The organism is Ferrimonas balearica (assembly GCF_019802055.1).
In the GTDB taxonomy this organism is placed as follows: domain Bacteria; phylum Pseudomonadota; class Gammaproteobacteria; order Enterobacterales; family Shewanellaceae; genus Ferrimonas; species Ferrimonas balearica_A.
The window spans coordinates 1,661,211-1,683,206 of record NZ_JAHVHW010000007.1; the positions used below are offsets into that span (position 1 = coordinate 1,661,211).

General features: G+C 57.8%; 23 protein-coding genes and 7 tRNA genes. All 30 read right to left on the reverse strand.

The annotated features are described in order from the left end of the window. Positions 1-34 precede the first annotated feature (34 nt). The 30 genes from KUV52_RS15210 to flgL all read right to left on the reverse strand — a co-directional run bounded on the left by KUV52_RS15210 (position 35) and on the right by flgL (position 21,995). A complete protein-coding gene (locus tag KUV52_RS15210) occupies positions 35-1,180 on the reverse strand; it encodes a DcaP family trimeric outer membrane transporter (protein ID WP_315900122.1) in 1,146 nt (381 codons plus the stop codon). A 326-nt stretch (positions 1,181-1,506) separates the two neighbouring features. Continuing rightward, a tRNA-Lys gene (locus KUV52_RS15215) sits at positions 1,507-1,582 on the reverse strand. Between the two features lie 29 nt (positions 1,583-1,611). Beyond that, a tRNA-Lys gene (locus tag KUV52_RS15220) sits at positions 1,612-1,687 on the reverse strand. A gap of 28 nt (positions 1,688-1,715) precedes the next feature. Further along, positions 1,716-1,791: transfer RNA gene (locus tag KUV52_RS15225), tRNA-Lys, on the reverse strand. 29 nt (positions 1,792-1,820) lie between these two features. Next, positions 1,821-1,896: transfer RNA gene (locus KUV52_RS15230), tRNA-Lys, on the reverse strand. A 30-nt stretch (positions 1,897-1,926) separates the two neighbouring features. Further along, positions 1,927-2,002 (reverse strand) — tRNA-Lys (locus KUV52_RS15235). A 30-nt stretch (positions 2,003-2,032) separates the two neighbouring features. Beyond that, positions 2,033-2,108, reverse strand: a tRNA-Lys gene (locus KUV52_RS15240). A gap of 30 nt (positions 2,109-2,138) precedes the next feature. Then, a tRNA-Lys gene (locus KUV52_RS15245) sits at positions 2,139-2,214 on the reverse strand. A 177-nt stretch (positions 2,215-2,391) separates the two neighbouring features. Continuing rightward, positions 2,392-3,126: a tol-pal system protein YbgF gene (gene ybgF, locus KUV52_RS15250; RefSeq protein ID WP_222526755.1), complete on the reverse strand. Its 735-nt coding sequence runs from the start codon at positions 3,124-3,126 to the stop codon at positions 2,392-2,394. Positions 3,127-3,141: 15 nt separating this feature from the next. Further along, positions 3,142-3,669, reverse strand: a complete 528-nt coding sequence (gene pal, locus KUV52_RS15255; protein ID WP_222526756.1) for a peptidoglycan-associated lipoprotein Pal — start codon at positions 3,667-3,669, stop codon at positions 3,142-3,144. Positions 3,670-3,708: 39 nt separating this feature from the next. Continuing rightward, a complete protein-coding gene (gene tolB, locus KUV52_RS15260; RefSeq protein ID WP_222526757.1) occupies positions 3,709-5,073 on the reverse strand; it encodes a Tol-Pal system beta propeller repeat protein TolB in 1,365 nt (454 codons plus the stop codon). Positions 5,074-5,080: 7 nt separating this feature from the next. Further along, positions 5,081-6,007, reverse strand: a complete 927-nt coding sequence (tolA, locus tag KUV52_RS15265) for a cell envelope integrity protein TolA (protein ID WP_222526758.1) — start codon at positions 6,005-6,007, stop codon at positions 5,081-5,083. Beyond that, positions 6,000-6,431 (reverse strand): protein TolR, encoded by a 432-nt coding sequence (tolR, locus tag KUV52_RS15270; protein WP_222526759.1) that lies wholly within the window; start codon positions 6,429-6,431, stop codon positions 6,000-6,002. Before tolR ends, tolA begins: the two co-directional genes overlap by 8 nt. Continuing rightward, on the reverse strand, positions 6,428-7,120 hold the full coding sequence (gene tolQ / locus KUV52_RS15275) for a protein TolQ (protein WP_222526760.1): 693 nt from the start codon (positions 7,118-7,120) through the stop codon (positions 6,428-6,430). Before tolQ ends, tolR begins: the two co-directional genes overlap by 4 nt. Then, entirely contained in the window at positions 7,110-7,529 is a 420-nt protein-coding gene (gene ybgC, locus KUV52_RS15280) for a tol-pal system-associated acyl-CoA thioesterase (protein WP_222526761.1), read from the reverse strand. Before ybgC ends, tolQ begins: the two co-directional genes overlap by 11 nt. Before the next feature lie 168 nt (positions 7,530-7,697). Then, positions 7,698-9,818 carry a prolyl oligopeptidase family serine peptidase gene (locus tag KUV52_RS15285; protein ID WP_222526762.1) on the reverse strand — a complete coding sequence of 707 codons (2,121 nt, stop codon included), beginning with the start codon at positions 9,816-9,818 and terminating at the stop codon, positions 7,698-7,700. A 1,058-nt stretch (positions 9,819-10,876) separates the two neighbouring features. Next, a complete protein-coding gene (locus KUV52_RS15290; protein ID WP_222526763.1) occupies positions 10,877-11,161 on the reverse strand; it encodes a hypothetical protein in 285 nt (94 codons plus the stop codon). Further along, on the reverse strand, positions 11,158-11,556 hold the full coding sequence (locus tag KUV52_RS15295) for a PilZ domain-containing protein (protein ID WP_222526764.1): 399 nt from the start codon (positions 11,554-11,556) through the stop codon (positions 11,158-11,160). Before KUV52_RS15295 ends, KUV52_RS15290 begins: the two co-directional genes overlap by 4 nt. Further along, positions 11,553-12,542: a flagellar motor protein MotB gene (locus KUV52_RS15300; RefSeq protein WP_222526765.1), complete on the reverse strand. Its 990-nt coding sequence runs from the start codon at positions 12,540-12,542 to the stop codon at positions 11,553-11,555. The genes KUV52_RS15295 and KUV52_RS15300 overlap by 4 nt, the downstream gene beginning before the upstream one ends. After that, positions 12,542-13,399, reverse strand: coding sequence for a flagellar motor stator protein MotA (gene motA, locus KUV52_RS15305; protein WP_222526766.1), 858 nt, complete (start codon positions 13,397-13,399; stop codon positions 12,542-12,544). The genes KUV52_RS15300 and motA overlap by 1 nt, the downstream gene beginning before the upstream one ends. Before the next feature lie 10 nt (positions 13,400-13,409). Continuing rightward, complete coding sequence (locus tag KUV52_RS15310; RefSeq protein ID WP_222526767.1) at positions 13,410-14,138, reverse strand: RNA polymerase sigma factor FliA; 729 nt, start codon at positions 14,136-14,138, stop codon at positions 13,410-13,412. A gap of 10 nt (positions 14,139-14,148) precedes the next feature. Then, positions 14,149-14,604, reverse strand: coding sequence for a flagellar basal body-associated protein FliL (gene fliL, locus KUV52_RS15315; RefSeq protein WP_222526768.1), 456 nt, complete (start codon positions 14,602-14,604; stop codon positions 14,149-14,151). A gap of 14 nt (positions 14,605-14,618) precedes the next feature. Continuing rightward, positions 14,619-15,662: a flagellar hook-length control protein FliK gene (locus tag KUV52_RS15320; RefSeq protein ID WP_222526769.1), complete on the reverse strand. Its 1,044-nt coding sequence runs from the start codon at positions 15,660-15,662 to the stop codon at positions 14,619-14,621. 49 nt (positions 15,663-15,711) lie between these two features. Further along, positions 15,712-16,050 carry a hypothetical protein gene (locus KUV52_RS15325; RefSeq protein WP_222526770.1) on the reverse strand — a complete coding sequence of 113 codons (339 nt, stop codon included), beginning with the start codon at positions 16,048-16,050 and terminating at the stop codon, positions 15,712-15,714. Continuing rightward, the gene (gene fliS / locus KUV52_RS15330; protein ID WP_222526771.1) at positions 16,019-16,399 is read right to left on the reverse strand and encodes a flagellar export chaperone FliS; all 381 of its coding nucleotides are present in this window, start codon (positions 16,397-16,399) and stop codon (positions 16,019-16,021) included. Before fliS ends, KUV52_RS15325 begins: the two co-directional genes overlap by 32 nt. 27 nt (positions 16,400-16,426) lie before the next feature. Beyond that, positions 16,427-17,749 carry a flagellar filament capping protein FliD gene (gene fliD, locus KUV52_RS15335; protein ID WP_222526772.1) on the reverse strand — a complete coding sequence of 441 codons (1,323 nt, stop codon included), beginning with the start codon at positions 17,747-17,749 and terminating at the stop codon, positions 16,427-16,429. Between the two features lie 450 nt (positions 17,750-18,199). Continuing rightward, entirely contained in the window at positions 18,200-19,024 is an 825-nt protein-coding gene (gene lafA, locus KUV52_RS15340) for a lateral flagellin LafA (RefSeq protein WP_222526773.1), read from the reverse strand. A 251-nt stretch (positions 19,025-19,275) separates the two neighbouring features. Further along, positions 19,276-19,692 (reverse strand): hypothetical protein, encoded by a 417-nt coding sequence (locus KUV52_RS15345; protein ID WP_222526774.1) that lies wholly within the window; start codon positions 19,690-19,692, stop codon positions 19,276-19,278. Between the two features lie 357 nt (positions 19,693-20,049). Then, on the reverse strand, positions 20,050-21,069 hold the full coding sequence (locus tag KUV52_RS15350; RefSeq protein ID WP_222526775.1) for a hypothetical protein: 1,020 nt from the start codon (positions 21,067-21,069) through the stop codon (positions 20,050-20,052). 11 nt (positions 21,070-21,080) lie between these two features. Next, complete coding sequence (gene flgL / locus KUV52_RS15355; RefSeq protein WP_222526776.1) at positions 21,081-21,995, reverse strand: flagellar hook-associated protein FlgL; 915 nt, start codon at positions 21,993-21,995, stop codon at positions 21,081-21,083. Position 21,996 lies beyond the last annotated feature (1 nt).

A 21,996-nucleotide genomic window follows, 5' to 3' on the forward strand; every position in this document is an offset into this window, starting at 1 on the left:
CGGCATATGCCGGCCTTTTTCTTGCGCGTAACGCTTACAGGGCGTACTTGAAGGAGAGCATAAAGCGGTTAAGCTCTCCGTCGTCACCGTCCGCCTGTTCGTTAAGAGCGTACAGGTACTCCACCCCAATGGTTACCGGCTTCACCGGCGAGTACAGCAGGTTGATGTTACCGCTGTATGAGGTTTCATTAGCGTTGGAGTCTTTCAGTACATCCGGGTTATCCGCTTCGAAGGCCGATGCGGTGATGTTGGTGCGCCAGCGATCATTCCACCAGTGCTGGTAGGAGACAAAACCGGATACGGAGGAGATGGTATCCGCGCCGCTGCCGGTCAATGCTGCGCCGTTCACGAAGTTCAGTGCAATATAACGCCCTGCACCATCACCGTAGTTCAGCATAAACTTCAGCATATCCCGGTTGAATACCGGCACGACACCGGCAAAGGAGACGCCATAGCCGGTTTCGCTTTCGTCCAGTCCACCCTCATCGATCTCCAACTGACGCAGCAGACCCGCCAGAGAGAAGCTGGCATCGCCGCCTTTGAAGTTATAGCGAGCCACCAGATCCGGAATGTAGCTGGAGTCAGACTCTCTGCGACTGCCATCCGCATTGGTAAAGGTGGCTTTCGGGTTTTCAATTGCAACCTGGAAGCCGCCTGCGGTGTAGCGGATCAGACCCTGACGAACAAAGGGTGTGCCTTCAGCTGCGCCCACGAAGTCCAACGCTTCGGGCAGTGCTCCGGGGTTCTGGAAGGTACTCCAGGTTTGACCGGCGGTCCAGTTGTCGAACGTGACGGTAGCGTGACGCAGACGCGGTGAGTAGCTGTTAGACACCCGCTGGTTACCGTCAGAGTGAGTGAAGAAATCCAACTCCAGGAAGAACTTCAGCTTATGACCATCCATATCGGTGTTGGAAGTGAAGTTGAAGCGGGTTTCACGGGCCTGGAAGTCGGTCACCGTGCTGGCACGGGTGTCGTCTCCATAGATGGTGCCCGGCACGTAAAACTGACGGGACAGATTACTGTCTCCCGGCGCGCCGTTACTGTAGTCACTGACCATCAAGTCCGCTTTGACGTAGCCGCCAAATTTGAACTCAGTATCAGCCTGGGCAAGTGGTGAAGCCGCCAGTAGCGCCATTGCCACTGGAGCTAGTGCAGTTTTTGGCAGTTTGAACGTGTTCACCTAGATCTCTCCCTGTCATAGTTATGATCCAAACGTACTATCCAGCAGCCACACCCCACCCTGTATTGGCAAAAAGTCGAAGACAGAACAGGAACATCTGCGCTACCTGCAATCAACATAGTACAGAATTCGAACTTTATTCCATGATGAAACAGGAAGTTTTACGCTTTTGCCTGGCTTTTTCTAAGTCACTTAAATGCCGAAATAAATATTGAACGCGATATATCGGCGGTATAGGGCGACAGGGAAAACTGCGAGAAATGGATGGGTCGCTGGCGAAATACCACAACAACAACAAAAAACGGAGAGAGAAATAAAACAAAGCGTGGTGGGTTGTGAAGGACTCGAACCTTCGACCAATTGGTTAAAAGCCAACTGCTCTACCAACTGAGCTAACAACCCACTGGGGGATTTCGCGAGAAACAAAGAGGTGGTGGGTTGTGAAGGACTCGAACCTTCGACCAATTGGTTAAAAGCCAACTGCTCTACCAACTGAGCTAACAACCCACAGGGGATTTCGCGAGAGGCGAAGAGGTGGTGGGTTGTGAAGGACTCGAACCTTCGACCAATTGGTTAAAAGCCAACTGCTCTACCAACTGAGCTAACAACCCACGATAGGATTTCGCTATGGAGCGAAGAGTGGTGGGTTGTGAAGGACTCGAACCTTCGACCAATTGGTTAAAAGCCAACTGCTCTACCAACTGAGCTAACAACCCACTAAAAGTGCCTTCGCTGAGGGCGAAGAGTGGTGGGTTGTGAAGGACTCGAACCTTCGACCAATTGGTTAAAAGCCAACTGCTCTACCAACTGAGCTAACAACCCACTAAAAGTGCCTTCGCTAAGGGCGAAGAGTGGTGGGTTGTGAAGGACTCGAACCTTCGACCAATTGGTTAAAAGCCAACTGCTCTACCAACTGAGCTAACAACCCACTAAAAGTGCCTTCGCTGAGGGCGAAGAGTGGTGGGTTGTGAAGGACTCGAACCTTCGACCAATTGGTTAAAAGCCAACTGCTCTACCAACTGAGCTAACAACCCACTCTGATACGTCTTCAGTGTCAGGCTTGACGCCCTCCCCTGTCGACGGGCGGCTATAATACCAAGTTCGTTTGGCCATGCAACCGGATTTTCAGATTTTCGTGCCGCTTGCCCACAAAAGCGCCGAAACGGTTAAAAAATCCAATTTATCCAGTGCCAACAGGCCTTTGACGGCATTTAGTTGAGGTGTTTTTGCGCCATCTGGGCAGCACTGCTGCCGCTGTATTCGCTGATCACCTGCTTGAAAAACCGCTGGGCTTTCGCCTTATCCCCTTGTCGGTCCGCGATCAGACCCTGCTTCAGCAAGGAGTCAGAGCGCTTTGAGGACTGAGGATATTTGTCTGCCACGGTACCGAACATGGTTGCCGCTTCGCCCAATTGCCCCTGATTGTAGAGCAACTGTCCCAGCCAATAATACGCATTGGCAGTATAGCTGGACTCGGGATACTGCTCGATGAAGCTACGGAAGGCCGGGATGGCATCATCAAAGCGACGCTCTTTGGTGGCCAGGTTCAGCGCCTGGGTATAGGCGTCCGCTTCAGAGAGGGAGGAAACCGATGGGGAACTGGGGGTGGAAGTGGCAGCTGGAGCAGCGGCCTGAGGAGCACTTTGCAGTTTTGCCAGGTCCTGATAGAGCTGGCGCTGGCGTTCCAGCATCTGCTGGATCTGGTAGGCCTGGCTCTCACTCTGACCTCGCAGTTCACCAATTTCACGCTGCATCTGATCCAGAGTTTGCTGGAGCTGCAACTGAGACTGGTTGCGGGCTTGCATCTGACGCTCCAGACGATCCACACGGCTGTGCAGGTCACCTGTGCGGGCATTACTTGGGGCAGCCTCTACAACGGGAGCGGGCGCAGCCAATGGCTGCGCCCCCCAGCATAGAAGTGCCGTAACAATGACGACTCGCTTCATAGCTTTCCTTTCGGATTAGTACACCAGTACTGCACGACGGTTTTTGGCGTGCGCAGCATCAGTGGCAGAGGAGTCCAGCGGCTTCTCTTCACCGTAGGAAACGATGGTGATTTGAGAAGACAGTACGCCCAGACCCTGCAGGTAACGCTCTACAGCCTTGGCACGACGCTCGCCCAGGGCGATGTTGTACTCAGGAGTACCGCGCTCGTCGGCGTGACCTTCGATCAGTACCTTGGTGCTCGGGTTTTCAACCAGGAACGCCGCGTGGGCTTCCAGCAGCTCGGCATACTGACCAGCAACATCGCTGCGGTCGAAGTCGAAGTAGATGATGTGCTCCTGACGCAGCTGCTCGTACTTCTGACGCTGGATCTCTTCCGGAGTCTGTACCTGCTCGATGGCACCGGTTTGTACGCCGGATTCAACCTGCTGCTGGTTAGAGCTGGAGGAGGACTGGGCATCGGTGTCGCTGGTAGAGCTACAAGCAGTCAGAGCCAGAGCCGGAACCGCAATCAGCAAACCCTTAAGAACTTGGTTCAATTTCATCGGACGAATCCTATTTTTTCTACTTAATGACGATACTTCTTAGAGGTACGGCGACCAGGCAGGGGCTTTTACGTTGCCCACCTGCACTGGCAGTCGCGCCTTAAAACGGCCATCCATGGAGACCGCAGCCAAAACTTGTCGACCATTATGGGTGGTCCCATAGATGATCATGCTGCCATTGGGCGCCACACTTGGAGACTCATCGAGATAGGTCTCGGTGAGAACGTCCATGTAGCCGGTGCTCAGCTCCATGCGCGCAATGTTAAATTTTCCGTTGGTGCGATTTACCATCACCAGATAGCGACCATCTGGCGTAATCGAACCCCCGAGGTTCCATTCACCTTGGAATGTAAGCCTCTGAATTCGACCGGAATCCAAATATACTCGATATATCTGGGGCCGACCACCCCGCTCGGAGGTGAACACCAGCGACTTGCCATCCGGCGACCAGGTCGGCTCGGTATCGATGGCATAGTGGTTGGTGATCCGCTTCAGTGCGCGAGTCGCCAGATCCAGGGTATAGATCTCAGAGCTGCCGTCCTTGGACAGAGTCATCGCCAGCTGTTTGCCATCCGGAGACCAGGAGGGCGAACCGTTGATGCCGGCAAAGCTGGTCACCCGCTCACGCTGCTGCGTGTAGAGATCCTGGATGTAGATCTCGGAGCGGCGGTTTTCGAACGACACGTAAGCCAGCTTACGGCCATCCGGTGACCAGGACGGTGACATCAGCGGCTCGCGTGAGCGCAGCAGTACCGTCTCGTTGTAGCCATCATAGTCGGCCACACGAAGCTGGAACTTAAAGGGCGCGGCAGATTCATCCACGGTCACGTAAGCGATTTTGGTGAGGAAGGCCCCTTTGGTGCCGGTCAGCGCTTCGTACACCAGATCGGAGATACGGTGGCCATAGCGGCGAAACTGCGCTTTCGGAATGACGGTTTCCCGGCCTTCGATCACGTGGTCCTTGGTTTGCACCAGACCGTTGCCATCAAAGCCTTTGGAATCACCGCCAGTGGCCTGAGCGCGGATAAGATCCACCAACTCAAAGCTCACCTTGAACTGATCCGGCCCCTGCTGGCTGACCTTCCCCAACACCACGGCTTCGGCGCCGGTGTTGATCCAGGCTTCCAAGTTCATCTGCGGCTCAACGCTGATGTCGGTCTGGGGCAGTTGAGTAACCGGCAGCGGATTGAAGCTGCCGGAGCGACGCAGGTCGGAGGTAACCACATCGCTGATCTGCTCCGGCATCGGCCCGGGACCTTCCCACACAAAAGGCACCACCGCGACCGGACGGGCCGCATTCACCCCTTCCGTGATCACAATCTCCAAAGTGGCACGTGCTGGCATCGACACCAGCAGCACCAGGGCCATCACGGCCTGAACAATACGTGGGATCCAGTTGTTCATCATGTCCTTACAGTTCCGGCTTAAAGGTAATGGTCAAATCTTTCATCTGCTGATAGACATCAGGCTCAGCAGAGACAGGCAGATTCCCGGCAGCACGGATGGCTGCTTCCGTCGCGCGACATACCTGCGCATCGCCACTGATGACGCTCTGGCTGATTACAAAACCATCCGGCGCCAACATCAGGCGAACACGGCATTCTTTGCCACGCATGCTGCGGTCTTCCCGCAAGTTGCGTTTGATTGCCTGCTGAATCAGGACTGAGTAGCGGTCAACTTCGCTGAGTACCTGCTGTTGACGGACCGCAGCCAATTCGGCTTGCTCTGCCGCCATTTGAGCAGCCAGGTCTTCTTCACGGGCTTTGCGCGCCGCCTCTTCCGCTTCCTTACGCTTGCGCTCTTCCTCTTTGCGCTTGCGCTCGGCCTCTGCCTTGCGGGCCGCTTCCTCTTCCGCCTTGCGCTTACGCTCGGCTTCCTGACGGGCAGCTTCCTCTTTAGCGGCCTTCTCCGCAGCCTGACGAGCGCGCTGCTCCTCCTCCTGCTGCTTGATCTTAGCCAGCTTGGCGGCTTCCTCCGCCTTCTTAATCTCAGCCTGACGCTGCTGACGCTCCTGCTCCAGCTTTCTCAGACGCTCCTGTTCGGCCTGGCGTTTGCGCTCGGCTTCCTTGGCCTGACGGTCAAGTTCTGCCTGACGCTGACGCTCCGCTTCACGGGCTGCCGCTTCCTGGGCACGGATCCGTTCCACATGTTGCTCGACCTGCGCCTTATCCACCGCCACCGCCTGCACCACCGGCGCGCTGGCCTGAGGCTGGGGCTTCGGTTTGCTGGCGAAGTCCACACTCACTGCCAGCAGGCCCAGCAGACCGGCGTGCAGCAGCACAGAGATGGTCAGAGGCAGCCCGATAGGCTGCTGGCCGGGTTTGGATTGCTTACTCATTGGATTCCGTCATCAAACCAACAGACGGTACGCCGGCGCTCTGCAGGCTCACCATCAACTGAACGATCTGGTCATAGGAGACTTGTCGGTCACCGTTCACCACCACAGGCCGATCCGGGTTGATCTGCAACTCAGCCGCCACCAGCGCCGCCAGCTCATCAAGCATCAGCGGTTTGCGCTCATCCACGGAGCCGTTATCGAGGAAGTACTCCCCCTCTTTGTTGACCGAGGCCACCAGCGGCGGCTTGGAGTCAGCGGAGAGGGGTTCGGCACTGGCCTGAGGCAGATCCACCTTCACCCCCTGAGTCACCAAGGGGGCGGTGGCCATAAAGATGATCAACAGCACCAGCATCACGTCGATGTAAGGTACGACGTTGATCTCCGCCACTTTACGGCGTCGTTTACGCTGGTATCCGGCCATCATGCGCGGGGTTCTCCCTGCTGGCTGTATGCCTGGCGGTGGAGGATGGCGGAGAACTCCTCCATAAAGTTGGCGTAGCTGTTCTCCAGCTTTTCAACCCGGGTGGAGAAGCGGTTAAAGAAGATCACCGCGGGAATCGCTGCAAACAGGCCCATGGCGGTTGCAATAAGCGCTTCGGCAATACCGGGGGCCACCATGTTCAGGGTGGCGTGCTGCACGCTGCCCAGGGCGATAAAGGAGTTCATGATCCCCCAAACCGTACCAAACAGGCCGATGTAGGGGCTGGTGGAGCCGATGGTGGCCAGCATCGGCAGATGCTGTTCCAGCTTATCCACCTCCCGGGAGAGGGAAACGCGCATCGCCCGGTAGCTGCCATCCATCACCGCTTCTGCGCTGCGGGAGGATTTGGAAAGACGGGCGTACTCTTTGAATCCATTGGTGAACATCAGCTCCAGGCCAGTATTCTGGTCACCACGGGCGGAAAGCTCCTGGTACAGGCGGTTCAGGTCCACACCGGACCAGAAGCGGTCTTCAAACCGCGTGGCCCGACGCTGGGCTTCCTTCAGGGCTTTGTGTCGCTGGAAGATCACCGTCCACGCGGCAATCGACATCATCAGCAGGAAAATCATCACCAGCTTGACCAACAAGCTGGCTTCCAGGAATAGGCCAATAAACGAAATCTCAGCCGGCACGTGCAAGCTCCTGTTTGATCGATTGAGGGATTTTTGTCGGTGTAAATGAGTCGGCACTCAAGCTGCCGATCTTGACCTGGGCCTGGCAATAAACCTCACCCGCCTCATCCATAAGCTGCTGTTCAAACACCAGGCTGACACCGCCAAGTTTGACCAGACTGGTCACGACTTCGAGTTGTTGATTGAACCGAGCGGGACGGACGAAATCGATGGTCATCTGACGGACAGCAAACACCAGGTTTTCTGCCATCAGCCGATCCTGCTCGAAACCGAGGCTGCGTAGCATCTCAGTCCGCGCGTGTTCGAAGAAGTTCAAATAATTGGCGTGATACACCACGCCGCCAGCGTCCGTGTCCGAATAGTAGACGCGGACCGGCCAGTGAAAAGCTCCGCTCGCCACAGCATCCATCGCTCTGTTAAATGGTCCGGCTACTATACCCGAGCCCTTTGTGCGATGGGAGAGGCGAGAGCGCGCTTGCGCAGCAAATAACTGATAAAAAGCGCTAACAAACGGCCAGACTTGAAGAAAACGATAAAAATGGCGGCCATTTGGCCGCCATTTTCCCGTTGCAGACGCTTACAAATTGTCCGGAATGGTCAGCCCGAAGCTGTGCCACAGGAAGGCGTAAATGTCCCGCTCCTCCGCGATGCGCATGGCGGTCGGCTTGCCCGCGCCATGACCGGCATTGTGCTCAATACGGGCAAAGATGGGGGCTTCACCCTGTTGGGCCGCCTGTACCGCTGCAGTGAACTTGTAACTGTGGGCAGGGACCACACGGTCATCGTGATCCGCGGTCATTACCATGGTGGCAGGATAGGCCCGCTCAGCCACGTTGTGGTACGGGGAGTATGCCTTGAGGAACGCGAAATCCTCGGCGTTATCCGCGCTGCCGTACTCCGGGATCCAGGCCCAACCGATGGTGAACTTGTGATAGCGCAGCATATCCAGCACCCCCACCGCCGGAAGCACGGCAGCAAACAGGTCAGGACGCTGAGTCAGTGCCGCACCCATCAGCAGGCCACCGTTGGAACGGCCGTACGCCCCTAAGCGCTCACTCCGGGTGTAACCCTCTTCAATCAGGTACTCGGCAGCCGCAAAGTAGTCATCAAACACGTTCTGCTTGTTCTCACGCATGCCGCCCTGATGCCAGTGCAGGCCGTACTCGCCGCCACCGCGCAGGTTGGGTACTGCGTAAACGCCACCCATATCCAGCCAGGCGATAGTCGCCGGGGAGAAGCGTGGCGTGACGGAGATATTGAAACCGCCGTAGGCGTACAGCAGCGTCGGGTTCTCACCGTCCTTCTTCAGTCCCTTCTTGTAGGTGATCAGCATCGGCACCTGAGTACCGTCTTTGCTCTTGTAGAACACCTGTTCAGAGACATACTCCTCCGGGTTAAACGCCACTTCAGGCAGTCGATGGGCTTTCACCGCATCACCGTCGAAGTCGTAGCGGTATACCCCTGCCGGATGGATGGTGGAGTTGAAGGAGAAGTAGAGGCTCTCGTCGGTGCGACGGCCACTCAGACCCACCACGCGACCGGCACCCGGCAGCGCGAGGTGATGACGCTGCTTACCGTCCAGACCGTAAACGGTCACGTCCGCCAGCACGTCTTTCAGGCGCACCACAACGAAGTGGTCATTCACCACCTTGGCGCTGTCGATAGGAGAGGCGGATTCCGCCACCAGAGTCTGCCAGTTGGCCGGGCTGGGATCCGCCAGATCAATGGCTACGATGCGACCGTTGGGGGCATCCAGATCGGTCTTGAAGTAATAGCGGCTGTCGTCGTTACCCAGGTAGCTGACCTCTGCCACCAGATCGGCAACCAGAGGAGAAACCTTGCCACTGGCCAGGTCCATCATATAGACGCGGTTACGACGGTCAGTCCCTTGCCACACGCTGATCAGCAACGTCTTGCCATCATCAGACAGGGTCGGGGCAAAGCCCCACTCCGGTTGGTCCGGACGCTCAAACACCAGCGTGTCCTCGCTCTGTGCGTCACCGATCTTGTGGTAGTAGAGCTTCTGGAAGCGGTTCACCTCCTCCAGTTTGCCCTCCCCTTTCGGCGCGTCGTAGCGGGCGTACCATACACCCTCACCGGCTTTGTCCCACTGGGGCGTGGAGAACTTGATCCACTCAAGGGGTTCGCCCAGTGCCTTTCCATCTTCAACACGAACAAAGTGCCACTGCTGCCAGTCAGAACCGGACTGGGATACGCCGTAGCCCAGTACGCTGCCGTCCGGGCTCACGGAGATGCCGCTCAGGGAGACGGTGCCCGCGTCGGACAAGGTGTTGGGGTCCAGCAACACCCGTGCTTCTGCACCGGGCTGGTCAATAACATAGAGTACGGACTGGCTTTGCAGCCCGTCATTGCGGAAGAAGAATTCACGCTCCCCTTTGAACCAGGGCGCGCCCACTTTTTCGTAGTTCCACAGCTCGCTGATGCGGTTTTCAATAACATCACGGTTGGGGATCGCCGCCAACAGCGTCTCACCGTAGAGCCGTTGTGCTTCGACCCACGCCTGAGTCTGAGGCTGTTGCGGGTCTTCCAGATAGCGATAAGGGTCGGCCACTGCCTGGCCGTGCAGTTGATCCACAACCGGTCCACGGGGGCTTTCCGGCGCTACAGGCAGGCTGCTTTGACACCCTGCTAACAGCAGCGCGGCCACCAGGCTGCTCCACTTGCTCTTGCTTAACATCGTGTTACTGCTCCCTGTGTTGTTGTTATGTAGCATGAGTTGTAAACGGCGCCACTCTACCCAGCTCTCGGGGACGGGATCAACTCACCGACGCAAGAGATCTGGCACACAAACTAGATTTTTTTACCCTGAAGATGCATATCGAGCGTTCATTCATTTGCCATTCAGGAAGAAAAATCCGACCCTAAGCTCCCGTTTTATGCGGCATTAGTGACCAGGCAGGCAAATTATTCCCGAACTGTTCCACCCCCGCATTCACCGGCGCATTAAATTACTTTTTCTAATCTGAAAATGGAATTTTTCTAGTTTGATGGTAACCGGGGAGCTACCTAGAATACGCCCTGTATTCGGAACAGTCCGGCGACTACGCCGCCCAAATCCGACGTTATCGACGCTTAAGCAACGCCGATAATGTTCCCTGGTTCTTTTGCTTAACTTCCTTCTTAGATTGTTGATTGCATTCAATCTTACCCGCTGAGTTTCAGCGGGTTTTTTTTTGTCTTTTTTCAGCACTAATGGCTTTCGGCATGTAAATATCCACCTGCATAGCAGGTGGCTTTGATTAGCCCCCTTCAAGGGGGCTTTTTGGTTTATGGGGATGCCACAGGCATGTGACTTCAGAAGTATCATTACCCCCTTTGCCGGGAGCGGCCCGGCGGCCGCCAGAAGGGCTTACGCCCCTCTGGACTCCCCTATGCCTCCGGCGCGACGAAAGCCCCTCGCTCCCTCTCCTTTCCATTTCAGCTCTGGCCAGACTCGCTTCCATGCTCGGCTGGCCACTCGGGCCTTCCATGGCCCTCGGCTTCATTCCCAGTCGCTCCCGCTCGGCGCCGCGAGTCGGCGAAGGGGGACGGCTTTCGCCGTGAAAGACCGGCGGACAACATCAAACGGATTCGATTTTGAGGCTCGTCTACTTATCCGTTTACGCGAAGATATTTAGAAGTCTCAACTCTACGGGCAAAGCCCCGAAATTCTGTTCACCACCGCCATAGGCGGTGGTTTTGGGATGACAAAAAAAACGCACGGCAAGCCGTGCGTTCTGTTGTTACCCGTCAGCGCTACTGGAAGAGGAAGACGTACCCCAATATGGCGAAGGAAAGCAGGGCCGCAAACACCACAGGGTAAAGCAGGTAGCCATCACTGGCCCGCCGTGCCCGGAAGAAGCAGAGCTTGATCAGCAGGATGTTGTAGGCCACCACCAGCAGGGCGATGATGCAGCCGTAGACAAAGGTGAGCGAGTCGAGCACCAAAGCCACGCCCCCCAGCAACAGCCAATCCCCTACGATGAGGTAAAGAAAATACTTCTGTAATCTGTCCGGACCATGCCGCTGAAACTGGCTCATCGTCCATCCCTCTTGCTTTTCAATCGGCTGATGGCGGAGTAGAGCGCCAACAGCTGAGTCTTTTCCATCTCCTCCCAGGACAACCCGTAGAAGTGCAGTGCCCCCTGTACCGGGCTCTTTCGCACTACCCGGCAGGGCAACAACAACTCCCCGATCTCCAGTTGTACCTGGGTGTCCATCTCGATGGGGGCCGCACTGATCAGGCCGCACCCACCAACACTCACGTCCTTCAATGATCCCAGGCCCAGCACCTTGTCGCGAAACCAGTGGGGCTTGATCAGTCTGGCGGGAATGCCGTCGCAGGCCAGCACCAGGGGCTGCTCCGGATCATCGCGTAACGACAGTCGTGCATGGGCCCGTCGATTGTCCTCGACGCACTGCTGCTCATCACTCATTGCGTCGCCTCAGCGTAACGCCCCCGGGGCTGATTGCCCTCCGCGGCCTGCTTGGCCACCGGCACACTGTGGCCGCCGGGCACACCGAACAGGTTACGCAGTTCCGCTTCCGCCTTGTGAGTCAGCACCATCAACTCAATGCGACGATTGGCGCTGGCGCGTGGGTCATCGTGAATCACCGGCACCTGATCGGCCATCCCCACCACTTTAAAGAACTGGTTACGCCCTACGCCGCCGTACTCCAACGCGCGCCGCGCTTCCAGCGCGCGCTCACTGGACAGTTCCCAGTTGCTGCTGTTGTTGCTGCGAAAGTGAGTGGAGTCGGTGTGGCCGGAAACCATCAGCGGGTTTTCCACCTTCTTCAGCAACGGCGCCAGGGCAAACAGCAGATCCTCAAAATAGGGGGTCATACGGCTGCTACCACGGGCGAACATAAACTGGTTCAGGTTGTCGCGGATCAGGATCTTCAGCCCCTGGGGTACAACCTGCACCGCCACGTTATCCGCAATGGCGGACTGCTCGATGATGCGGGTCGCCTCGCGGGCCAGCACCTCAAGTTGCGCCTGTGTCTCGACCGGGCCCGGCAGCAGACTGGTGAGGCTGTCGCCCTTCCCTGCTGCCGCTCCGCGCTCCCCTTTGGGGATCTGGTTCACCATCGCCGGTCCGGCGCGGTCAACACCGGTACCGGTTGCGGGCATCACCGCTTCGGTCATCGACAGGGTGCCATCCAGTTCCAGGATGTGGGGCCGGTTTGAATCCCAACTGCTGCCGGTGCTGGCATCCAGCAGGGATTCACCGGTCAGGGCCTGAACGATAGCGGCGCGCTCCTGCTTATCCGCAATCTGGACCAGCCACAGCACCAGAAACAGCGCCATCATCGCCAGGGTGAAGTCGGCAAACGCCACCTTCCAGGCCCCGCTGGCATTGGCACGCTTGCCGCCCAGTGTTCGGGCCTTCAGCACCACGACCTCTTTGCCGCCCGCCATCAACGCGGCTCCTCAGAGAGGTACCGCTCCAACTGCAGGAAGGTGGGACGGTTCTCCTCCTGAATCAAACGGCGTCCGGCATCCAGCGCTAACAGCGGCTGTTTGCCCGCAACCTGAGCCACCATGATCGCTTTGACACAGTGGAGCTGCGCGATTTTTCGGTCTATCAGGTGGGCCATGGCGGACGCAGCAGGCTCAAACAGGCAGTAACAGGCAAAGACCCCCATAAAGGTGCCCACCAGCGCCGCCGCCACATGGACACCGATCATGGTCAGCGGCCCATCGATGGCGCCCATGGTGATGATGATACCCATTACCGCAGCGAGGATCCCGAAGCCCGGCAGTGCCTCACCGGTGCGGTGCATGGCGTGGGAGGGACGCATGCGGTCCTCCTGCAAGCGGTGGATCTCCTCATCCATCAGGTGCTGAAACTCGTGGGAGGTGAGTTTGCCCATCGACTGCAGGCGCAAATTGTCGATCAGGAAGCTGAGCAGCATCGGCTGACGCAGAACGGCGGGATAGGTCAGGAAGATGGAGCTTTCGAACGGCTTCTCGATGTGCTCATCCAGCACTTTCAAGCCGTTACTCCGGATCTGGCCCATCAGGGTATTCATCAGCCCGAACAGCTGTGGGTACAGCTCCGGGTCCTCTTTCTCGTAACTGACAATGCCTTTGAGCTGAGACAGGGTATCGCGCAACACCGGCATTGGGTTAGAGATGATGTAGGAACCGATGGCGGCGCCCATCACAATCAGTACTTCCGCCGGTTGCCACAGTGCCGCCAGTTGGCCCTTGGCCAGCAGAAAGCCCCCAAACACCGATGCGATAACGGTTAACAGGCCAAAAAACTTTAACATGGGTAATTCCTTACTGATCCTGGTCCCACTCCTGATAGATCCCCTTGAGCTGCTTCACGGCGTGCTTGTGCAGCTGACAGATGCGGGACTCGGTAAGTCCCAGCGTCAGGGCGATCTCTTTGAGATTCAGTTCGTGTTGGTAGTAGAGCGAGAGCACCAGCTGCTCCCGCTGATTCAGTTTGGCCAGGGCGCTGGCCAGAGTGCGGTGCCGCTGGAAGCGCTCGGTTTCATTGCCCTCCTGCTCCAGGCTGGCGCCAGCACCAAGCAGCTCATCCAAACTCTGTAACGATTCCGCCTGAGAGGCGTAAAGGCGCTCCCGGTATTGGTCCATGGAGAGCGCCAGCGCCTCTGCCACCTCCTGGTCATGAGGGGGGCGGCCCAACTCACGGGTCAGCCGCCGAACGGTATCGTTGAGTTCGTGGGATTGCTGACGAAGTTGGCGGGGACGCCAGTCCTGGCGTCGCAACTCGTCTAGGATGGCGCCGCGGATCCGCAAACTGGCAAAGGCGATAAAGCCGTTGTCAGGCTCACCAGGGTACCGCCTCAGAGCATCAAGCAGGGCCATCAGGCCAATCTGCTCCATGTCCTCAGGCCCCATCATTGGGCCACAGTGGCTACGCAGTTGCCCCATGGCCCGTTTCACCAGGGGCAGGTACTGACGCAGATAGTGGTTTTCATCGTGCGCCCGGCCGGTGGGCGTAGCCACCGGATCCTGATAAGCGTGTTCGGTCTGCAGCATGGGCCGTCCTTTATTGCACCACGAGTCGGGTAAAGAGCACGTCGTCGATCTGATCCGGGTAGCCATTCCGGCTCAAGGTGTCCGCCAGCAGCAGCTTGACCTCGTTCTGAAGGCCGTTAAGGTCCTGGAGCTGGCTGAGCTCCTCATAATGCTTCTTGGAAAACAGATGCATCAGACCGTTTCGCACCAGCGGTTCAGCCTGGGTCAGCACTTCGCCAAACTCTGCGGAGTTGCTCTTGATGGCCAGCTCAAGCTGGACATAGTGCTGATACTGTTCGCCGGGAATGCTGATAACGAAGCGGTCAAGCTTGTGAAAGTGCGCGGTGGGGGTAACAGCGAGCGCCTTGGTGTCCTGCTCCCACCAGTGTGATGTCTGGGTTCCAGCCCAGTAGCTGCCTCCAGCGGCGGCGACGAGAATCACCAGGCTGCGGGCCAGTTGGTTGCGATTGCTCCCTTGGGAATGCATGTCCTTCTCCTGCCCTAGGCCAGGGCATCAATCTGATGGTTAAATGGGTCTTCCGATGGCGCTCGGCTGTGGCTGGCTGCGATCAGGCTGGCGCGGGCAACACCCGGCTCGCGGGTCTCCGGCTGTCGTCCATCCCCTTCGCTGCCCACATCCACATCCACCTGGCCGCCGTGGCTCTGCCCCAACTCGTCACGCAATCGCTCTGCGCCACTTTGCAGCGCCTCGCGAACCGTGGGGTTGGCGGCATTGAGTTGCACGATGAGACGCTCTCCCTCCAGGCGTACGTTCAGTTCGATTCGGCCCAGATCCGGCGGGTCCAAACGCAGTTCCGCACTCTTGATCTGTTGCTCAAACTGGAAACGAAGCTGGTCCCGCAACGGCGTCAGCATCTCCCGAGCCCAATGCTGAGCCTCCCCCGGCAAGCTGAGCGGGCCCCACTGGGGCAAACCACGGGTTGCCGGATTGGTGGCATTGGTCGTTGCAGAGCCGCTCTGCGCCAGGGCGGAAACGGCGGCAGTTCCCTCGTTGCCTTTCCCCTCGCTACCCAGTTGAGCGGCCATCTCCGGACTCACTACCGGTCGCAGCGCGGCCAGCAGTTCGGTGTTGCCGATACGGGTGTTGTCGGTGCGACTGGCCAGCGGCAGTTCACTGAGGAGAGCGCCCGTTGAGGGTCGGCCATCGTGTTGGTTTTGGGCCAAGGCTGCGCTTGCAGGCAGAAGCGTGTCTCGCGTGTTCGCAGCGTTTCCTGCGCGGGTCATCGGTGTGGTCAACGGTGCCGGGCGACCGTCAATGGCGCCCTGCATTTGGGCCACCTGCCCACTTGGGACCGTCTGACCGAGACCCTCGCCGCCCTGTGACACGGCAATGCCGGTTTGAGGCTGTGCCACCTGAGGTGCCACCTGACCGTCAACCGTCCCGGCCTGCCCGACACGAAACCCTTTCGCCAGCACTGAGCTGGCATTGGTCTCCGGTCCCATAGAGGCCGGTCCGCTTAGGGGCATCAACAGACCAAAGCCTTCACTGGCCGTGTCGGTTTGACGCTCGCCAGGTTGAGCCATCGGGCCCGTCGCATTTTGAGCTGGGGGGGATGAGGGGAATATCCGCACCTTAGTCTCCACTTAGCTTGGTCAATTCGTAGGCGCTGAGGCCTTCCTTGTCCTGACGCAGTTTCTGCATCCGGTTTGCCAGTTCATCCCGGGCCGTCACCACCTGGAACAGTGCTTGTCGGTGGGCTTCTGCCAACACCCGACGGGCATGCTGTTCCGACGGTTCCTCAGCCCGCCCGGCTTGCTCCAGACGCTGTCGCATCGCCATATCCAGCTTTCGCAGCTGATCCCAATCCTGCTCATCCGCAGCCTGGGTCAGCAAACGAGCCAGCTTTTGCCACTGCTGACAGCGTGCGCGGAGCTCAATATCAGTTGAGGTTTTGCCAACCGTCGCGGACATCGCTGATCACCTTGACTACGGGAGCAAACAGAGTGGCGTCGTTTTTGAGGCTGGCCTGAAACAGTTGCTGACTGCAGTAGTCGTACAAGCGATGCAGGTTCTGGGCGATCTCACCGCCCTGCTCCATATCCAGCGCACTGTCGAGGCCATGGATGATGTCCAGGCACTTGCCGATGCTGGCGCCTTTTTCCGACACCCGACGAGCGGCCAAATGCCCCTCGGCACGAGCAAGCTCATCCAGCAGGCCCTCCAGCAGCATTCGCACCAGTTCGTGCTGGTTGGCCGCAGCGGCACGGGCGTTAACATTGGTGTGCTTGTAAGCATCAAAGGGGCTTTGGTCGCTTAACATGAATCTCTCTACTGGTCTGGAAAGGGGTTAAAACAGGCCGCTGGACTGCTGCATCTGCAGGGTCAACTGCTCCACGCGCACAAACTGCGCTAGGTAGCGGTTGTACACCTGCTCCATGCGCATATCGTGCTGCTCCATCCGGTCTTCCACCCGACGGATGCTTTGCTCCATGGAGGTCTGACGGTTTTTGAGGTAACCATCGTTTTCGGTGAAGCTGGTCAGGGCACCGTCGATGCGCTCAAACAGACCGCCGGGCTCAGAGAACAGGTTCTGAACCTTATTGCCGTGGGTTTCCAGGGCGTTTTCAAAGTCGCTGCTGTTGAGCTTGAGCTTGCCGTCACGGCCGATCTCAATGCCGATATCAGAGAGACGCAGGCCGTCGGCGGACTCCGCATACAGTTCGCTACGCAAACGCTGGCTGAGGCTCCGCAGCGCCGGGTCGCCGGAGAGCAGCCCCACACCGTCGGAACTTGTGTCGTCATCGCCGGTGCCGGTGGTTTTGCCGAAGGTGTACTTGCCGATCTCGTCGATCAGAGCGTTGTACTCATCAATAAAGGACTGTACGGACTCGGTGATCGCTTCCTTGTCCTGGCCGACAGAAACGCGCAGGGGGCCACCGATAAAGTTGCCACTGGCGTCGGTCTGGTGAGCCTGTTTCAACTCAATGGTCAGGCCGCTGATGACGTTATCCAGGGTGTTGGAGGCAGAGCGGATCTCAATGGGGTTGGTCTCACCCATCAGCACAATGGCGTCCTGGGCCTTTGCCATCTCGTTCATGGTGCCGGTGATGTCAGTGCCATTGTGCGCAATGGAGATGGCATTGCCTTCACCGGTTTCGGCACCGGTCAGCACCAGGTGAACCTTATCGCCGCTCTGTACCAGCGAGGCCTGGACGCCAGGGTTGAGGTCGGAGTTATTGATGGCGTCACGCAGCTCATTAAGGTCTGCGTAGTCCGCCATATTGAGGGTCATGGTTTCGCCGCCAACACTCAGCGAGATCTCGCCGGCCGGCAGCGGGCCGTCAAGGGAATCAAACTCCCAGGAGAGCTGATGGGCACTGGCCATCTGCTTAACGTAAAACGCGTAGTCACCGGTCGCCGCATCACTGCCAGCGGTGATGTTGGCCATGCTCTCATCGGAGATCTCAACGCCCTTCTTACTGAACGCGCCGTCAGAGATCTCCTTCATGCTGCTGCTGAAGCTATTGAGCTTGGACTCAATCGCTTTGTACGCCGCCAGCTGCGCTTCGTACTGCTTCTTTTGAATGCTGTAAAGCTGGTCCTTTGAGGCGCGCTCCGCCTGCACCAGCATGTAAGCCATATCAGCGGGGTTGATACCGGAACCGATCATACTCTCTCCTTTAGCTGACACTTGTTTGCAAACTTAGTGCCAACCCACAACGTCTTTTATTATCAATGTGTTAGAAACGAATTAATGCAATTGCCTACACCGATACTTCCGGTTGTTTCGGGGGGAAGGAAACCGTTCTTCCGCTTGGCAAACCGCCGCTCCTGGCAGTTATAGGCGTCGGGAATGGAGGGGGACTTGAATGCCAGGCGGCGCACCTAAGTGCCGTTTCAGCAACCGGGCGATGAGGTCACTTGGCCAGCGTTTCAAACGACGCTGAGCCGGTATTTGCAAAGGGGCCTGACGGGCTGTCAGAAAGGGACTGCAGACCCGACAAGGGCGCAATGAATAAAAGGGTTGGCGGGCACTACCGACATGCCAGAATCGCCGGGAAAGCGGCACAAAAAAGGGGCCCTGAGGCCCCCATTTTTGAGTCGGAAGAGATTCCGAATCTTACAGCAGACCCATTACCAGGCCGCCCATCTGGTTGGACTGAGCCAGGATGTTGGTGCCGGCCTGAACCAGCAGTTGGTTCTTGGTCATGTTGGCAGTTTCAACAGCAAAGTCGGTGTCCATGATACGACCCTTGGCCGCTTCAGTGTTCTCAACGATGTTGGACAGGTTGCTGATGGTGTGCTCCAGACGGTTGATGTTGGCACCGAACTTGGAGCGGGCTTCGTTCACGGTGTTGAACAGGGCGTCAACCGCGGTGATTTCGCCGTTAGAAGCGGCGTTATCGGTCAGAGAGCCCAGGGCGCTGAAGTCGATGGCAGCGATCTCAGCGGACACATCCACGTCCAGAGTTTCCGCTGCGGAAGCGCCAATCTGGAAGGTTACTGCGCCAGCACCAAATTTACCGCCGTTCAGCAGCTTCTCGCCAGCGCCGTAAGTGGTTTCGTCCATGATACGGGTCGCTTCGGCTTTCAGCTCCTGGTATTCCGCATCCAGAGCAGCCAGTTCGGCAGCACCGTTGGTTCCGTTAGCACCCTGGGTGGCCAGGTCCTTCATGCGGTAAGCGATGTTGGTCAGCTCGTCCAGAGAACCTTCAGCAGTCTGCATCATGGAGATGGCATCCTGAGAGTTACGCATGGCAACGCCCATACCGCGAGACTGAGCTTCCAGACGGTTGGCGATCTGCAGGCCAGCCGCGTCGTCTTTAGCAGAGTTGATGCGGAAACCAGTAGACAGACGCTCCATGGCGGTGCCCATGGCGGAGTTGGAACGACCCAGAGAGTTCTGAGCAACCAGGGAGTTGTAGTTAGTTTGAATAGACAGCATGGGGATTCCTCCAGTGAAGTGCTGTTAACTGTTGCACTTACTCAAAACGTCCTGCCCCTCGATTTCCTTAAGCTGTTATCCAAAAAATTTTGCAAACTAACCATATCTTTATGTTTTTAAAGGATTTAAATCCATTCGCTCGAGTTTGAGCACGGACTGTTTCTCAACACTAAAAGCGGCAATCGATGAAAATTTAACGACTGTCGTTAAAAGCTTCGGGATGCCTCGCAGTGCAAACAGGGTGCCCAAACTCACCATTCAACTCCATCCACCTTGGCCGGTCGCGCCACAGGATCCAGTTGAACGGACTCAAACCGCCCATCAGGGTAAACCACCAACATGGCGTCATCAGCGCATTGGGATTCATCGCAGTACCAGACAGGCCCTCCCAGATGGTTCGCCAAATCACTCATTCGATGCTGCCACTCACTCCAGGGCCACTCCTCTTTACCATCGATATCGATCATATAGCGCCATCTTGAGTCATCACTCTGTGCGTGCACACAAGCCCAGATGGTGCTGTTCATCACCGTATCGATTCGTGCCGCCAGCTCCCGATGCATCACAATCGAATCGGGAGGTATGCCAAAGCTTTCGCTGAGAGCGAGTGCTAACGACTCGGCGGTGACACCGCATTCAATCAGGCAATCCAGGCCAGTCAGCGTCATGATCTTCTCCATTGTTCCCAGGTAAGTGGCCACACACCTCGCCAGATAACCGCGACTTTGATGTTCCGGAACGGCCCTCCCGTTGAAGGGTGACGCCCCTGCTTTTGTGCTTGCTCGGGCCGAATGGGCGCACTTGGCAAGTCCGATTTCCGGTAATGCGCTCAGCGTCCATCACGCCGCTGTTCTCCCGCATCGAGGCTGTTGAACCCCATTCTTGCAATCGAACCTACTGGCGAGGTGGAAAAGGCAAAACCCCGACCGAGCGAACAAGGGCCAAGGCGGCAAGAGTGGCTCGCGGAAACGATAAAAAAACGCAGCACTAAGGCTGCGTTTTCCAGTCGGCATGCGGACTTCGGTTCAGGTCCTGAGCAAATCGGTTACCTGCGATCGGGACAGGTTGGCCTGAGCCAACAAAGCGCCAACCTGCGAGGCAAAGGGCGAGCGGGCCAGATCGCGGTTGAGCTCCGCCAACACACTGTCCACATCGCCCGTGCCGGTGAAGCGCCGGATCTTATCCAGTCGGGCCGACACCGTCGCCTGCAGGTTATCCAACTCGCTAAGTTGGGTATCCACCTTATTCAGGGTTTTGCGGATCTTGGCCTGCGCCTGTTTCAGTTGCTCTTGACCGTCGAACCGCCACTCCCGCGGATCCGCCCAGGGATAGACTTCCTGGGTTTTCACCACCACGCCATCACCGGCGGGCAGGCGCTGCCCCTGCCCTGCCATCCACAGACCCCCTTCAAGCTGAGTCTGCTGTTTGGCATCGAGTAGCAGCACGGGCCGGCCATCCTGGCCCCGTTTAACCTGGATGCCCAATCCCGACAGGCCATCCTTCAGCGCCGCCATCACCCGGTCGGAATTGCCCTCCCCGGGCAGAACAAACTCACTGCGCTGGTCACCGAGCTGCACCGCGATCCGCTCATCCCGGGGTTTAACGGCGCTCAGGTCCGCTCCCTTGATGGCGTACTGTCGGGGCGCCGGCCCCTGCTGCCCGCGAACCAGGTTAAGCTGATGATCCAGCAGCGGCTTACCGCGGTATTCTGCCTTCAGCATCAGCAGTCGATCCCGCTGCTGGGCCATTGCCTGACCATTTCCGTCGCCCTGACGGATCGCCTGATCGACCTGACGTTGAAGCAGCGACAGTTGGGTTTTGGCCTGACGCAAAACCTGAGCACCGGTTTGCGCGGCGGCCACCTGGTGTTGCCCCTGACCCACCGCTGCCCAGCGCCGATAACTCTCCATTCGCCACTGGGGTACGCTGACACCGGCTTTGCTGGTGCTTTTACCCTCGGCGGAATGGGCCACCGCCCCGGCCGGAGCGGCCTGGGCCTGACGTCGTTGTTGGACCGACAGTGTGTCTGAGACGGCGCTGACCATCGTGTGTCTCCTTACAGATGGTTAAACAGGCTGAGCTGGTTGATCTTGACGTAACTCTGCTGCGTGGCCTGCAGAGCGGTCAGGTAGGTGGCGAGCGCCAGGCTGGCCTCGGCGTAATCCAGGTTCTCAATCTCACCGATCAGTTCCTGGTTAAACATGCCGATATCCTGGTGGGCGGTCTCCAGCAGGTCCATCGCCTGCTGACGTCCACCCAGTTCGGTCATGGTCTGTCCGATGCTGCTCATGGTGCTGTCTACGGTGCCCAGGGCGCTGTTGAAGGCGGCTTCAAACGCCGGATCTCCGGGCGCCAGATTGGGGTCCTCCAACACGGCGATCCAGTTATCCAACTCGTTAAAGATGTCGCTGCCACCGGAAAAGAACACCGCACCGGCGGTGTCGTTTCCGGGGATCCAGTTACCCTCGCCCACCGGCACATCCCGTTGGGCCAGATCACCCTGGTAGACCCAGTTGCCGTTGGCATCGCGCTCCACCGGCGGGGTGTTCACCTCATTACCGGAGTAGATGTACTTGCCCTTCTCATCCTTGGTGTTGACGTGCTCCACCAGTGAGTCCTGCAGCACGCGCAGCTCAGCAGCAAGGCCTTTGCGGTCTTCGTGGGTCAAAGATCCGTTGTTGCCCTGCAGGGTCAGGTCCCGCACCCGGTAGAGCACATTGTTCATGTTATCCAGGCTGGACTCTGAGCGGCTCAGGCTCATCCGCAGGCTGGAGATGTTGCTCATGTACTGGTTAAGCGACGACTGCTCCCGCTGAAGGCTGAGGGACTGCACTGCACCCAGCGGATCATCGGAAGGCACATTCAGCTTTTTACCGGTACTCATCTGCTGCAGCACTTTGCCGTAGTTGGCCTGATTCATCTGCATGCTGCTGAGGTTCAGCCGGTGCATCTGTTGCATGGAAACGCGCATG

What these genes read in the sequence shown, in the direction of transcription:
- motA (WP_222526766.1), bottom strand. Translation starts at nt 13,399, where the DNA reads ATGTTAAAGTTTTTTGGCCTGTTAACCGTTATCGCATCGGTGTTTGGG.
- KUV52_RS15325 (WP_222526770.1), bottom strand. Translation starts at nt 16,050, where the DNA reads ATGTCCGCGACGGTTGGCAAAACCTCAACTGATATTGAGCTCCGCGCA.
- pal (WP_222526756.1), bottom strand. Translation starts at nt 3,669, where the DNA reads ATGAAATTGAACCAAGTTCTTAAGGGTTTGCTGATTGCGGTTCCGGCT.
- fliS (WP_222526771.1), bottom strand. Translation starts at nt 16,399, where the DNA reads ATGTTAAGCGACCAAAGCCCCTTTGATGCTTACAAGCACACCAATGTT.
- tolA (WP_222526758.1), bottom strand. Translation starts at nt 6,007, where the DNA reads ATGAGTAAGCAATCCAAACCCGGCCAGCAGCCTATCGGGCTGCCTCTG.
- flgL (WP_222526776.1), bottom strand. Translation starts at nt 21,995, where the DNA reads ATGCGCGTTTCCATGCAACAGATGCACCGGCTGAACCTCAGCAGCATG.
- tolR (WP_222526759.1), bottom strand. Translation starts at nt 6,431, where the DNA reads ATGATGGCCGGATACCAGCGTAAACGACGCCGTAAAGTGGCGGAGATC.
- KUV52_RS15290 (WP_222526763.1), bottom strand. Translation starts at nt 11,161, where the DNA reads ATGAGCCAGTTTCAGCGGCATGGTCCGGACAGATTACAGAAGTATTTT.
- fliL (WP_222526768.1), bottom strand. Translation starts at nt 14,604, where the DNA reads ATGCATTCCCAAGGGAGCAATCGCAACCAACTGGCCCGCAGCCTGGTG.
- tolB (WP_222526757.1), bottom strand. Translation starts at nt 5,073, where the DNA reads ATGAACAACTGGATCCCACGTATTGTTCAGGCCGTGATGGCCCTGGTG.
- KUV52_RS15295 (WP_222526764.1), bottom strand. Translation starts at nt 11,556, where the DNA reads ATGAGTGATGAGCAGCAGTGCGTCGAGGACAATCGACGGGCCCATGCA.
- fliD (WP_222526772.1), bottom strand. Translation starts at nt 17,749, where the DNA reads ATGATCGGTTCCGGTATCAACCCCGCTGATATGGCTTACATGCTGGTG.
- lafA (WP_222526773.1), bottom strand. Translation starts at nt 19,024, where the DNA reads ATGCTGTCTATTCAAACTAACTACAACTCCCTGGTTGCTCAGAACTCT.
- KUV52_RS15310 (WP_222526767.1), bottom strand. Translation starts at nt 14,138, where the DNA reads ATGCTGCAGACCGAACACGCTTATCAGGATCCGGTGGCTACGCCCACC.
- KUV52_RS15350 (WP_222526775.1), bottom strand. Translation starts at nt 21,069, where the DNA reads ATGGTCAGCGCCGTCTCAGACACACTGTCGGTCCAACAACGACGTCAG.
- KUV52_RS15300 (WP_222526765.1), bottom strand. Translation starts at nt 12,542, where the DNA reads ATGGCGGGCGGCAAAGAGGTCGTGGTGCTGAAGGCCCGAACACTGGGC.
- KUV52_RS15320 (WP_222526769.1), bottom strand. Translation starts at nt 15,662, where the DNA reads ATGGCTCAACCTGGCGAGCGTCAAACCGACACGGCCAGTGAAGGCTTT.
- KUV52_RS15345 (WP_222526774.1), bottom strand. Translation starts at nt 19,692, where the DNA reads ATGACGCTGACTGGCCTGGATTGCCTGATTGAATGCGGTGTCACCGCC.
- ybgF (WP_222526755.1), bottom strand. Translation starts at nt 3,126, where the DNA reads ATGAAGCGAGTCGTCATTGTTACGGCACTTCTATGCTGGGGGGCGCAG.
- KUV52_RS15285 (WP_222526762.1), bottom strand. Translation starts at nt 9,818, where the DNA reads ATGTTAAGCAAGAGCAAGTGGAGCAGCCTGGTGGCCGCGCTGCTGTTA.
- ybgC (WP_222526761.1), bottom strand. Translation starts at nt 7,529, where the DNA reads ATGGATGCTGTGGCGAGCGGAGCTTTTCACTGGCCGGTCCGCGTCTAC.